15 protein-coding genes are annotated in these 12,337 nt (G+C 71.7%); 8 read left to right on the forward strand and 7 right to left on the reverse strand.

Features of this window, described 5'->3' with window-relative positions:
* The first annotated feature begins 248 nt into the window (after positions 1-248).
* From OG322_RS30060 to OG322_RS30070, 3 genes are all read left to right on the forward strand, one after another.
* A complete protein-coding gene (locus OG322_RS30060) occupies positions 249-1,847 on the forward strand; it encodes an ABC-F family ATP-binding cassette domain-containing protein (protein ID WP_329307242.1) in 1,599 nt (532 codons plus the stop codon).
* Positions 1,848-2,187: 340 nt separating this feature from the next.
* Complete coding sequence (locus OG322_RS30065) at positions 2,188-2,409, forward strand: helix-turn-helix domain-containing protein (protein WP_007263382.1); 222 nt, start codon at positions 2,188-2,190, stop codon at positions 2,407-2,409.
* A gap of 152 nt (positions 2,410-2,561) precedes the next feature.
* The gene (locus OG322_RS30070) at positions 2,562-3,353 is read left to right on the forward strand and encodes an enoyl-CoA hydratase/isomerase family protein (protein WP_124283760.1); all 792 of its coding nucleotides are present in this window, start codon (positions 2,562-2,564) and stop codon (positions 3,351-3,353) included.
* 88 nt (positions 3,354-3,441) lie between these two features.
* Here the strand turns inward: OG322_RS30070 and OG322_RS30075 are convergent, their stop codons facing one another.
* Positions 3,442-4,176, reverse strand: a complete 735-nt coding sequence (locus tag OG322_RS30075) for a hypothetical protein (protein ID WP_124283759.1) — start codon at positions 4,174-4,176, stop codon at positions 3,442-3,444.
* 93 nt (positions 4,177-4,269) lie between these two features.
* Here OG322_RS30075 and OG322_RS30080 point away from each other — a divergent pair, with 93 nt between their 5' ends.
* The 5 genes from OG322_RS30080 to amaP are packed head-to-tail and all read left to right on the forward strand — an operon-like array spanning position 4,270 to position 6,596.
* Entirely contained in the window at positions 4,270-4,746 is a 477-nt protein-coding gene (locus OG322_RS30080; RefSeq protein WP_123469089.1) for an Asp23/Gls24 family envelope stress response protein, read from the forward strand.
* Positions 4,747-4,778: 32 nt separating this feature from the next.
* Positions 4,779-4,970, forward strand: coding sequence for a hypothetical protein (locus OG322_RS30085; RefSeq protein ID WP_123469087.1), 192 nt, complete (start codon positions 4,779-4,781; stop codon positions 4,968-4,970).
* Positions 4,967-5,329: an Asp23/Gls24 family envelope stress response protein gene (locus tag OG322_RS30090; RefSeq protein ID WP_123469085.1), complete on the forward strand. Its 363-nt coding sequence runs from the start codon at positions 4,967-4,969 to the stop codon at positions 5,327-5,329. The genes OG322_RS30085 and OG322_RS30090 overlap by 4 nt, the downstream gene beginning before the upstream one ends.
* Positions 5,326-6,012, forward strand: a complete 687-nt coding sequence (locus tag OG322_RS30095) for a DUF6286 domain-containing protein (protein WP_123469082.1) — start codon at positions 5,326-5,328, stop codon at positions 6,010-6,012. Before OG322_RS30090 ends, OG322_RS30095 begins: the two co-directional genes overlap by 4 nt.
* Complete coding sequence (gene amaP, locus OG322_RS30100; protein WP_123469080.1) at positions 6,009-6,596, forward strand: alkaline shock response membrane anchor protein AmaP; 588 nt, start codon at positions 6,009-6,011, stop codon at positions 6,594-6,596. Before OG322_RS30095 ends, amaP begins: the two co-directional genes overlap by 4 nt.
* A 103-nt stretch (positions 6,597-6,699) precedes the next feature.
* Here the strand turns inward: amaP and OG322_RS30105 are convergent, their stop codons facing one another.
* The 6 genes from OG322_RS30105 to OG322_RS30130 all read right to left on the reverse strand — a co-directional run bounded on the left by OG322_RS30105 (position 6,700) and on the right by OG322_RS30130 (position 12,246).
* The gene (locus tag OG322_RS30105; protein ID WP_123469078.1) at positions 6,700-7,455 is read right to left on the reverse strand and encodes an SDR family oxidoreductase; all 756 of its coding nucleotides are present in this window, start codon (positions 7,453-7,455) and stop codon (positions 6,700-6,702) included.
* A 4-nt stretch (positions 7,456-7,459) separates the two neighbouring features.
* On the reverse strand, positions 7,460-9,271 hold the full coding sequence (locus tag OG322_RS30110) for a glycoside hydrolase family 15 protein (RefSeq protein WP_123469076.1): 1,812 nt from the start codon (positions 9,269-9,271) through the stop codon (positions 7,460-7,462).
* A gap of 94 nt (positions 9,272-9,365) precedes the next feature.
* Positions 9,366-10,181, reverse strand: coding sequence for an SURF1 family cytochrome oxidase biogenesis protein (locus OG322_RS30115; protein WP_123469074.1), 816 nt, complete (start codon positions 10,179-10,181; stop codon positions 9,366-9,368).
* 71 nt (positions 10,182-10,252) lie between these two features.
* On the reverse strand, positions 10,253-10,486 hold the full coding sequence (locus OG322_RS30120) for a hypothetical protein (RefSeq protein ID WP_078852816.1): 234 nt from the start codon (positions 10,484-10,486) through the stop codon (positions 10,253-10,255).
* Positions 10,487-10,567: 81 nt separating this feature from the next.
* Positions 10,568-11,548: a DEDDh family exonuclease gene (locus tag OG322_RS30125; protein ID WP_123469072.1), complete on the reverse strand. Its 981-nt coding sequence runs from the start codon at positions 11,546-11,548 to the stop codon at positions 10,568-10,570.
* Between the two features lie 29 nt (positions 11,549-11,577).
* Positions 11,578-12,246: a TetR/AcrR family transcriptional regulator gene (locus tag OG322_RS30130; RefSeq protein ID WP_123469070.1), complete on the reverse strand. Its 669-nt coding sequence runs from the start codon at positions 12,244-12,246 to the stop codon at positions 11,578-11,580.
* Positions 12,247-12,337: the final 91 nt, after the last annotated feature.

The raw sequence follows: 12,337 nt of genomic DNA on the forward strand, positions 1-12,337 counted from the left end.
GCGCAGCCCTGCGCCGAGTATCGAATAGCTCACACCGCAATGCACCTTATTGCTCACGGAGCGGAGTCGCCCAGGAGCGCTGGGCGGTTTTCGGCAACCGTGCCGGGAGCAGGCGGAAAAGTGATTGGACACCGCCAGTAGACTGGTGCTCATGGCAACTCTCCTTGTGCGTATGCGTGAGTAGCGGCGTTCGAGTCGTGAATCGCTAGCCGTTCCTCCGCCGTCCATTCCGCCCTGGAGTTTTTCCCGTGATCACCGCCTCCGGCATCGAGCTGCGCGCCGGCGCCCGCATGCTTATCGAATCCGCCTCCTTCCGCATCGCCAAGGGCGACCGCATCGGCCTCGTCGGCCGCAACGGAGCGGGCAAGACCACCCTCACCAAGTGCCTCGCCGGCGAGGGCACCCCCGCTGCCGGCACCATCACCCGCTCCGGCGAGGTCGGCTACCTCCCGCAGGACCCGCGCACCGGCGACCTCGACGTGCTCGCCCGGGACCGCATCCTCTCCGCCCGCGGCCTCGACGAGATCCTCCGCAAGATGCGCGAGAACGAGGAGCGGATGGCGAACGGCAAGGGCGCCACCCGCGAGAAGGCGATGAAGAAGTACGAGCGCCTGGAGACGGAGTTCCTCACCAAGGGCGGATACGCCGCCGAGGCCGAGGCCGCCACCATCGCCGCGGCCCTCAGCCTCCCCGACCGGGTGCTCGCCCAGCCGCTCCACACGCTCTCCGGCGGTCAGCGCCGACGTGTCGAACTGGCCAGGATCCTCTTCTCGGACGCCGACACCCTGCTCCTCGACGAGCCCACCAACCACCTCGACGCCGACTCGATCGTCTGGCTGCGCGACTACCTCAAGGGCTACCGCGGCGGCTTCGTCGTGATCTCCCACGATGAAGAGCTCGTCGAGACCGTCGTCAACAAGGTCTTCTACCTCGACGCCAACCGGTCGCAGATCGACGTCTACAACATGGGCTGGAAGCTCTACCAGCAGCAGCGCGAGGCCGACGAGAGGCGCCGCAAGCGCGAGCGGCAGAACGCCGAGAAGAAGGCCGCGACGCTCAACGCCCAGGCCGACAAGATGCGCGCCAAGGCCACCAAGACCGTGGCCGCGCAGAACATGGCCAAGCGCGCCGACCGGCTGCTCTCCGGCCTGGATGCCGTACGGGTCTCCGACAAGGTCGCCAAGCTGCGCTTCCCGGACCCCTCGCCGTGCGGCAAGACCCCGCTGATGGCGGAGGGCCTCTCCAAGTCCTACGGATCCCTGGAGATCTTCACCGGCGTCGACCTGGCCATCGACAAGGGCTCCCGGGTCGTCATCCTCGGCCTCAACGGCGCCGGCAAGACCACCCTGCTCCGGCTCCTCGGGGGCGCGGAGAAGGCCGACACGGGCGACATCATCGAGGGCCACGGACTCAAGCTCGGCTACTACGCCCAGGAGCACGAGACCCTCGACCCGAACCGCACCGTCCTGGAGAACATGCGCTCCGCGGCGCCCGACCTCGACCTCGTCGCGGTCCGCAAGACGCTCGGCTCGTTCCTCTTCTCCGGGGACGACGTGGACAAGCCCGCCGGGGTGCTCTCCGGCGGTGAGAAGACCCGGCTCGCCCTGGCGACGCTGGTGGTCTCCTCCGCCAACGTGCTGCTGCTCGACGAGCCCACCAACAACCTCGACCCGGCCAGCCGCGAGGAGATCCTCGGCGCGCTGCGCACGTACAAGGGCGCCGTCGTCCTCGTCACGCACGACGAGGGCGCGGTCGAGGCGCTCCAGCCCGAGCGCATCATCCTGCTGCCCGACGGCGTCGAGGACCTGTGGGGTGCGGACTACCGGGACCTGGTCTCGCTGGCCTGACCCGTCCCGCCGCCCGCTGATCCACTCCCACTGGATCATTCGGCCTACGCGTGATCCCTCATCTGTGTGAGTACGTCTCGTACCTCGGCGCGGCGCCCGGCAGATAGCTGCCGGGCGCACCCATATGCGGGCGCAATCCCCTCGCGGCCCTGACCTGGACGTTCCTCCCGGGGAGTTCCCCCCGGGCCCGTCACAGCCCTGCGGAATGCGAGATTCCGATCAGTCCGGCGCACTCCCGGGGCGTGAATCCGGTTGCACGGACCTTGCCGAATGGGTGGCCAGGAAGCTCCGGAGGGGTGATCATGAGAGTCCAGAGCGCACTTCCCACGAGGAGGCACGGGTGGCCGAGACTCTGAAGAAGGGCAGCCGGGTAACCGGCGCCGCGCGCGACAAGCTCGCGGCAGACCTGAAGAAGAAGTACGACTCCGGTGCGAGCATCCGGGCGTTGGCCGAGGAAACCGGCCGCTCCTACGGATTCGTCCACCGGATGCTCAGCGAGTCCGGAGTGACGCTGCGAGGACGCGGCGGCGCGACACGAGGCAAGAAGGCCGCAGCGGCCTGACAGCCGTCGGCGGATCGGGACAGGTCGTACGACCTGCCCCGGGGCTCACCGGTTTCGGCGGTGGCCACCCGGTCGACCGTGCGGTCGATCGGGTGGTTACTGTTCAGTCACTTAGCTCCATGTGCTGACTGCACCCGAACCGGAGGCGCTCCATGACCTCGCTCGACTCCGTGCTCGACAAGGACGGCGTACGACTCACCGTCGATGACGCGATTGCCACGGTGACCCTCACCAATCCGGCCAAGCGCAACGCTCAGTCCCCCGCTCTGTGGCGGGCGTTGACAGAGGCCGGACGGGCCCTGCCCGGCAGTGTGCGGGTCGTCGTGCTGCGCGGCGAAGGCGTGTCCTTCTCCGCCGGTCTCGACCGCCAGGCGTTCACCCCCGAGGGCTTCGACGGCGAGCCGTCCTTCCTCGACATGGGGCGTGGCCCCGAGGCCGAGCTCGACGGGGTCATCGCCGAGTACCAGGAGGCGTTCACCTGGTGGCGTCGCAACGACATCGTGTCGATCGCGGCCGTCCAGGGACATGCCATCGGTGCGGGCTTCCAGCTCGCTCTCGCCTGCGATCTGCGGATCGTCGCCGAGGACGTGCAGTTCGCCATGCGCGAGACCAGCCTCGGTCTGGTGCCCGACCTCACCGGCACGCACCCCTTGGTGCACCTGGTGGGGTACGCACGCGCGCTCGAAATCTGCGCCACCGGCCGCTTCGTGCACGCCCCGGAGGCCGAGCGCACCGGACTGGCCAACCTCGTGGTGCCCGCCGAGGAGCTCGACGGAGCCGCCCGCGACCTGGCCGGCGCCCTGCTGGCCGCCCCGCGCGACGCCCTCGTCGAGACCAAGGCCCTGCTGAGCGGGGCCGTCTCCCGTACGTACGAGGAGCAGCGCACCGCCGAACGGGCCGCGCAGGGCCGCCGGCTGCGCGACCTGGCGGGCATGTCCGACTGATACGTCACCCGGCCGGGGGCACACCGCCCCGGCCGGCCGAACGCGGCGCGCCCCGCCGGCCCGCGTCCGGCCGCCCGAGGCGCCCGGTTCAGCCTTCCGAGGCCTCCGGCGCCCCCGGTGGCGCCGATTGCCCCGTCACCGCCGTGACCAGCACCGCGACCGGCGGATGCCCGTCCACCGCTTCCGTCACCGCGGCCCGCACCGAGCGTGCCACGTCGAGCGCGCGGTGGCCGCCGTCCGTCGCCAGCTCGACCCGTACGTGGTCCGCGCCCGTGTGCACCGCCGCGCCCAGCACCCGGGTCAGCGTCGCGACACCGGCCACCCCGGCGGCCGCCCGGCCCGCCGCGTCCCCGGGTTTCGCCGCCCGCACCTCGGCCGGCTCCGGCTCCGCCCGCTCCGGCGCGGTCTCCAGCAACTCCGTCACCTGGAGGTCCACCTCGGCGACCACCAGGCCGAGCCGCCGCGAGGCAGCCGCCAGCAGCGCCGAGCGCAGCGCCGCCGCGGCGACGGGCAGCGGCTGCTCGGCGGTCGCCGCCATGGTCGCCTCGATCCGCAGCGGGCCCGGCGGCAGCGCACTCGGGGGCGAGGGCACCTGCGGTTCGCAGGCCGTCCCCGGATCGGCCACCGCGATCCTCAGCTCACCGAGCACCGGCCCCGCGCCGGGACGGCGTACCGCCCGGCGCAGCACCGCGACCGCGGCCCGTTCCGAGATCCAGACCCCGTCCGCCGGACCACCCAGAGGGAGCAGCCGGCCCAGGCCGAGCCGTTGCCGAACCGCAGCCGTCCATCCGTCGGCCCTGTTCGGGCTGTCAGCCGTCGTCATCGCCCCAGCCTGCCGTATCCACGGCGCGAGACGGGGCAAGCGCACTTAATGTGGGCAATGAAGTCCAACTCTGCCCCGAAGGGAAGAACGGCGATGACCGAGACCCCACAGCGGAACCGGCCCGAGAACCCCGACAAGGACGCGAGCACGCCACTGACCAAGCGCGGCGGGGGAGACCCCGCCACCCGCGGCCGCACGACGATCGCCGACGGCGTGGTCGAGAAGATCGCCGGAATGGCGGCTCGCGACGTGGTCGGCGTGCACGCGATGGGCAGTGGCCTCTCCCGAACCTTCGGCGCGGTGCGCGACCGGGTGCCCGGCGGCGGCAAGTCCGTCACCCGGGGCGTGAAGGCCGAGGTCGGCGAGTCGCAGACCGCCCTCGACCTGGAGGTCGTCGTGGACTACGGCGTGTCGATCGCCGATGTCGCGCGTGACGTACGGGAGAACGTTGTCGCCGCGGTCGAGCGGATGACGGGTCTCGAAGTCGTCGAGGTCAACATCGCGGTGAGCGATGTGAAGCTGCCCGACGAGGACGATGACGACGAACAGCCCGAGCCACGTCTCCAGTAGTCCTCCCGTCCGAGGTAGTTGAGGAGCGCACGATGAGCATGGCTGTGGTCGGCATGGTGGCGGGCATGGCGCTCGGATTCGCCGGATATTTCGGCGGTTTCGGTGCCTTCCTGCTGGTGGCCGCGTTGGGGGCGGTCGGCTTCGTCGCCGGTCGCTTCTTCGACGGTGACCTGGAGCCCGGCGACTTCTTCCGGAGTCGCGATCGCGGCGACCGACGACGGTGACGGCCGTGTCGGGGGCGAGCGGCCGGGTCGCCGCCGCGGAGCGCGGGGAGACCCGGATCGCCGACCGGGTGGTCGCGAAGATCGCCGCGCAGGCGGCGAAGGAGGCCGTCGAAGAGCCGGCGAAGGACGGTGCGTCGCCGCGCGCCACGGTCACGGTGCACCGTGACACGGCCCGGGTGCGGGTGAGTCTGGAGCTCGGGTATCCCAGCGACATCGGCCGCCAGTGCGGTGCCGTGCGTCACCGGGTCGCGATGCGGGTAAAAGCGTTGGCGGGGATGGAGGTGCCGGAAGTGGCCGTACAGGTCGAACGCCTGCACCCCTCAGGAGCGAGTCTCGCGGCGCAGGGGAGGATCCGATGACCGAGCCCCAGAACCCGGAACACAGCACGCAGCGGCTGCCCACGGTCCAGCCGGTGGAGCACGGGGACGTGCTCGAACTCGACCAGTCGGCGTCGTCCGCGGCCTACGACCCGGTGCCCGCCAAGGAGCGGGGCGAGGGCGGCGGCGGCCGCTTCTGGTCCGCGCGCCGCGTTCCGGCCGGCATCCTCGCCCTGGTGGTCCTCGGCGGCGCCGGACTCCTCCTGTACGACGTGGCGGCGGTGCGGGCCGGCCATCCGGCGATGCAGTGGCGCCGCTCGCTGGCCGACGAGCTGGCCCGGCGGCCGCTGAACGACGTCTGGGTACTGACCGGTGCGGCGGTCGCGGCGGCGATCGGCCTGTGGCTGACCGTCCTCGCGCTCACGCCCGGACTCCGTGACCTGCTGCCGATGCGCCGCGACCACCCCGGTGTACGGGCCGCGCTGGACCGGACCGCGGCCGCGACGGTCCTGCGCGACCGGGCCGTCGAGGTGTCCGGTGTGCAGTCGGTCCGGGTCCGGATGAGACGGAGCAAGGTGAGGGTGCGGGCCGTCTCGCACTTCCGTGAACTCGACGACGTACGGGCCGATCTGGACACCGCACTCTCCATGGGCATCGGGGAGCTCGGACTGTCCAGGCCGCCGCGCCTGTCCGTCCATGTCCGCCGTCCGGCGAAGAAGGGGTGAGCGGCGTGCTCAGGACCGTCAACCGGGTGCTGCTGGGCCTCGCCGGGCTGGTGCTGGTCTGCGTGGGCGGCGGAGTGCTGGCCGCCGCGACCGGGCTCTCCGTACCGTCCTGGTGGCCCTGGTCCGGCAAGAACGACGTACTGCTCAGCGAGGCCGACCGGGACCGCTGGCGCTCGGACGGCTGGTGGTGGCCGACGGTGATCGCGGTCCTCGCCGTCCTCGTCGTGCTCGCCCTGTGGTGGCTGCTGGCCCAACTGCGCCGGGCCCGCCTCTCCGAGGTGCTGGTGGACAGCGGGGACGGCGAGGGTGCGCTGCTGCGCGGCCGAGCCCTGGAGGGCGTGCTCGCCGCGGAGGCGGGGTCCCTGGACGGGGTGGCCCGCGCCCAGGTCGTACTCACCGGGAAGCGCAGTACCCCGCAGGCCAGGGTCCGGCTGCTGATGGAGCCGCACGCGGCGCCCGACAAGGCGCTGGGCCGGCTGACCGACGAGGCGCTGGCCCATGCCAGGGACTCCGCGGGGCTGGCGCGGCTGCCCGCGGAGGTGCGGCTGAGGGCGGTCAAGCACCGCGCGGAGCGGGTGAGCTGACGGACGGTACGGATACGCGGGCGGACGGTACGGATACGCGGGCGGGCCGGAGTCATCCGCCCCGCCCGCGCGTCGTTCGTCCGGCCGTGCGGCGGTGGACGGTTCAGAAGCCGTGCCGGGAGCCGCCGTCGACCGGGACCATGATGCCGGTCAGATACGAGGCGGCGGGCGAGAGCAGGAAGGCCGCCGTCCGGCCGAACTCCTGCGGGGTGCCGTAGCGGCGCAGCGGGATGCGCGCCTCGTTGGCCGTGCGCGAGGCCTCCGCGTCGCCGGAGAGCGCGTCCAGTTCACGCACCCGGTCCGTGTCGATCCGGGCCGGCAGCACGCCCACCACCCGGATGCCCCGAGGGCCGAGCTCGTTGGCCAGTGACTTGGCGAACCCGGCCAGGCCGGGCCGCAGACCGTTGGAAATGGTCAGACCGGCGATCGGCTCGTGGACGGAGCCGGAGAGCACGAAGCCGATGACACCGCCCTCGCCGAGCGCCGCGGCGGCCGCACGGGCCAGACGCACCGCGCCCAGGAAGACCGAATCGAAGGCCGACTGCCACTGCTCGTCGGTGTTGTCCGCGACGAAGCCGGGCGCCGGACCGCCGACGCTGATGAGGATGCCGTCGAGCCGGCCGAACCCCTCCTGCGCGGCGTCCACCAGCCGCTGCGCCACGGAGGGGTCGGCGTTGTCCGCGGCGAGCCCGACGGCGTCCGGGCCCAGTTCGTCGGCGGCCGCCCGGACGCTCTTCTCGTCCCGGCCGGTGATGATCACCCTCGCGCCGTCGTCCACCAGCGCCCGTGCCGCGGCGTTGCCCAGTCCCCGGGTCGCGCCGGTGACGATGTACACACGGTCCTTCAGTCCAAGATCCATGGCCCTATCCTGCCGCCTCGCCCGCCGCGGTGTCCGCAGGGGCCTGTGCCTCGGCCAGCGCGACGGCCGTCCCCACCAGCCCGACGTGGCTGAAGGCCTGCGGGAAGTTGCCGAGCTGGCGCATGGCGGCGGTGTCGTACTCCTCGGCGAGCAGCCCCACGTCGTTGCGGAGCGCCAGCAGCCGCTCGAACAGTTCGGTGGCCTCCTCGGTGCGTCCGGTCATCCGCAACGCGTCCGCCAGCCAGAACGAGCAGGCCAGGAACGCGCCCTCACCGCCGGGCAGCCCGTCGATCGAGGTGCCGTCGGTGCTGTAGCGGCGCACCAGCCCGTCGCTTCCCAGCTCGGCGCGGACGGCGTCCACCGTCCCGATGAGCCGCGGGTCGTCCGGCGGCAGGAAGCCGGTCCTGGCGATCAGGAGTGTCGCGGCGTCCAGGTTCCGTGACCCGTACGACTGGGTGAAGGTGTTGCGCACCGGGTCGTACCCCTTCTCGCACACCTCCCGGTGCACGGCGTCCCGCATCGCCCGCCAGCGGTCGGCGTCGCCGGTCAGTGACGGGTTCTCCTCCAGGCTGCGCACGGCGCGGTCGGCCGCCACCCAGGCCATCACCTTGGAGTGCACGAAGTGGCGGCGCTGGCCGCGGATTTCCCACAGCCCCTCGTCCGGCTCGCGCCAGGTGGACTCCAGGAAGCCGAGCAGGCTGAGCTGGATGTTCCAGGCGTGCGGTTTGTCGCCCAGGCCCGCCTCATGGGCCAGCCGGAGCGAGTCGATGACCTCCCCGTACACATCGAGCTGACGCTGGCGGACCGCGGCGTTGCCGATCCGGACCGGGGCGGAGCTCTCGTAACCGCGCAGCCATGTCAGCTCCGACTCGGGCAGTCTGCGCTCGCCCGCGAGCCCGTACATGATCTGCAGATCGGCCGGGTCCCCGGCGACGGCGCGCAGCAGCCAGTCCCGCCAGGCGCCGGCCTCCTCCAGATAGCCGGCCGAGATCAGCGCGCCGAGGGTGAGCGTGGAGTCCCGTAGCCAGCAGAAGCGGTAGTCCCAGTTCCGTACGCCGCCGATCTCCTCCGGCAGCGAGGTGGTGGGGGCCGCCACGATGCCGCCGGTCGGACCGAAGGTGAGCGCCTTCAGGGTGATCAGTGAACGGATCACGGCCTCCCGGTAGGGCCCCTGGTACTTGCAGCGGGCGGACCACTCGGCCCAGTCGGACAGGGTGTTGTCCAGCGCCTCGAACGGATCGACGAGGTCGGGCCGGGGCGAGTGCGAGGGGTGCCAGGTCAGGACGAACGCCACCTGTTCCCCCGCGGAGACGCTGAACGAGGAGCAGGTGGAGAACTGCTGGCCCCAGGTCTTGACCGGCGGCTCGCTGCGCAGCCAGGCGGAGTCCGGCCCCGCGACCGCCACCCGGTGGCCCTGCGAGCGGCGCACCCAGGGCACGACCGAGCCGAAGTCGAAGCGCAGCCGGAGCACGGAGCTCATGTCGACGGTGCCGCTGACACCCTCGATGATCCGCATCACATCGGGTTCCTGGTCGCGCTGCGGCATGAAGTCGATGACCTTGACCGTGCCGGTGCGGGTCTCCCAGAACGTCTCCAGGACGAGGGAGTCACCCGCGTAGGCGCGCCGGGTGCAGGTGTCCGCGCCCGTCGGCGCGATGCGCCAGTGGCCGTTGTCCTCCTCACCGAGCAGGGCGGCGAAGCAGGCGCCCGAGTCGAAGCGGGGCAGGCAGAGCCAGTCGACAGAACCGTTCTTTCCGACCAGGGCGGCTGTCTGGAGATCGCCGATGAGGGCGTAGTCCTCGATGAGTGGGGTCACGTTCTGGCGTGTTCCCGAACATGGCCCCCGCTAAGCAGCCGTTGTCCGACGTGAGGCGGGAGTCACCCCGGCGGGGGACGTTGCCGACACGCCGTCAGGCCTTCGCGGGCTCGGGCTTCCCGGGCTCCGCCGCGGCGCCCCCCGCTTCGGCGGCCGCGGCCGCTGCCGTCACCAGGTCGCGCTTCTCCCGGCGGGCCAGCACCACATAGCCGACCGGAACACCGGCGGCGAACAGCCACCACTGCACGGCGTACGCCATGTGCGGGCCGATGGAGCTGTCGTCGGGGGCCTCGATCAGCTCGGGGGTGTCGCCGGACGGCACGGGCCCGGTCTGTTCCAGGTAGCCGCCGAGCACCGGCCGGGAGAGCAGCTTGGCCTGCTCGGCGCTGTTGATCAGCATCACCTGGCGGTCCGGCAGGTCCGAGAGGTCCTTGATACCGCTGCTGCCCGTCGTCTCGTCGGCCTTGAGCCGCCCGGTGACGGTCACTTCGCCCTTCGGTACGGCCGGCACGTCGGGGAAGGCGCGCTGGTCGTCGGCGGTGGGGATCCAGCCACGGTTGATCATGACCGTGCCGCCGCCCTTGAGGTCGAACGGGACCAGCACATGGAAGCCGATGCTGCCGTCGGTGGCAGTCCTGCGCCGCACCACGACCTCGTGCTTCTCGTCGTACGTCCCGGTGGCCTTCACCGCGCGCCAGTAGTCCGAGCGCGGAACGGTGTGGCCGGGCGAGGTGAGCGCGGCGACCGGAACCGGCTTCGCCTTGAGGTTGTGAGAGATCAGGGCGTTCTGCGCGACCTTGTGCTCATGCCGGTGCAGCTGCCAGAAGCCCAGCTCGATCATCGTGGGAATCATGACGAGGGCGAGGAGGGCGAGGATCAGCCACTGCCGTGTCAACAGGAAGCGGTACACCCCATGACGGTACAACTGCGTCATGGGGTGCATCGCGCAGGGGGTGGGGGAAGGGGGCCGGCGCCCGGTGCTCAGACTTTGTCGATGATGCCCACCTTCCCCTCCGCGCGGGCGCAGTGACCGCCGCAGAACCAGTGCCCGTCGACCTCGACGCCCTGGCCGATGACCTGGACCCGGCAGTGCTCACAGATCGGCGCCATCCGGTGAATGGCGCAGGAGAAGCAGTCGAAGACGTGCACCGCGCCCTGCGCGTGCACTTCGAAGGACATCCCGTAGTCGTTTCCGCATACCTCGCAACGTGCCATGCGCCACAGGGTGGGACGCGAGGGCGGCGGCGGGCGAGCGGTGGGCGGGCGAGTCGCCCCCGGTTCACTCCGATGACCGCGCTACCCCTTCGACGCCGCGGCCACGTCCCGCAGGAGATGGGTGAACGCGCTCTCCTCCAGGATCGGGGTGCCGAACGACTTGGCCTTCACCGTCTTGGACGTCGCCGCGTCCGGGTCGTTGGTGACGAGCAGACTGGTCAGCCGGGAGACGCTGGTCGCCACATGCAGCCCGGCCTCCACCGCCCGGTCCTCCAGCAGCTCGCGGTCGATCGAGGTGTCCCCGGAGAACGCCACCCGCATGCCCTGCATGAGAGGTTTGTCCTTCTCGTACCGCCCCGGATTCGGATACGGGCAGGCCGGACGCTTGCGCGAGGGGCGCCAGCTGGTCTGGCCGCCGTACGAGGCCTGGTGGCCGACCCGCGGGGTGACGGGGGAGTCCGACCACTCGGTCAGCGGCCGGCATTCCAGCAGTGGCAGCCGCAGCCCGCCGTCCGCCGCCGCGTGCAGACTCGGGCGGAACGCCTCGGCCAGCACCCGGGCATCGTCCAGCGCGTGGTGCGCGCGCTGCTGCACGACCCCGAAGTGCGCGGCCAGCGACTCCAGCTTGTGGTTGGGCAGCGGCAGCCGCAGCTCCTTGGAGAGCGCGATGGTGCACAGCCGCTGCTGGACCGGGGCGATCACCGAGGCCCGCGCGTACTCCCGGGCGAGCATCGACCAGTCGAAGGCGGCGTTGTGCGCGACCAGCACGCGGTCGGCGAGCCGCTCGGAGAGCTGGGCGGCGACCTCCGGGAAGAGCGGGGCGCCTTCGAGGACATCACTGGTCAGCCCGTGAATCCACACGGGGCCGGGGTCCCGCTCCGGGTTGACCAGGGTGTACCAGTGGTCCTCGACGTTTCCCTGTGCGTCCAGGCGGTAGACGGCGGCGGAGATGATCCGGTCGTCCCGTGCGAGTCCGGTGGTCTCCACGTCGACGACCGCGTACCCCTGCGGGTAGGCGGTCGGCCACGGTGCTGCGGTCTGGCGGTCGTCGAGCATGGTCACAGAGAATACGGGCCGCGACCGACAGTCCCCTATTCGGCCGTCACCCCCGGGCCCTGTCCGGGGGATCGGCGCTCCTGCGAGGAGCCTGCCAGCAGCCCGTCCACCAGCGCCCGTACGGAGGTGGCGAACAGCCGGTCCGGGTCGGCGGGCCGGGTCAGTGCCCGGGCCAGTGCCGGATCGCCGCCGGCCGTCGACTCGCTCCACAGATCGCCCTCGGCCGGTGACTGGACGGGGGAGCGTTCCCGGTTGCGCTCCACGAGCAGGAAGCCGACGGTGTGGAACTGCACCGAGCGGACCGCGGCCGCCGCCCGTGCGCCGCGGAGCCCGGCGGCGTGCACCTCGTGGACCAGCGCCTGTTGCGCCGGCAGGAACATCCGTTCCGTCAGTCCCCGTTCGTGGACCATCGCGATCAGGTGCGGGCGGGCGCGCAGTTCGCGGCGCAGCCCGCGGGCCACGGAGACGATCCGGGCGGCCGGGGCCCGGCCGGTGGGGCGCAGGGTGCCCATCTCCTGGACGGTGCGCTCGACGAGGGCGTCCAGCAGGGACTCGCGGTTGCCCACGTGCCAGTAGATCGAGGTGACGGCGGTGCCCAGTCCGGCAGCCAGCTTGCGCATGGTGAGGGCCTGCGGACCGTGCTGCCGCACCAGTGCGGCGGCGGTCGCGAGGACCTCCTCGCGGGTCAGCGCCGATCGAGCCACAGCTCCTCCAGTTTCCATAACTCCGTTACACGCATGCCTATTTACCCTTCATCGTCTCCGGTGTAACTGTGTTACAGAGCCCGGCGGAGAG

It is taken from the genome of Streptomyces sp. NBC_01260 (assembly GCF_036226405.1).
GTDB lineage: Bacteria > Actinomycetota > Actinomycetes > Streptomycetales > Streptomycetaceae > Streptomyces > Streptomyces laculatispora.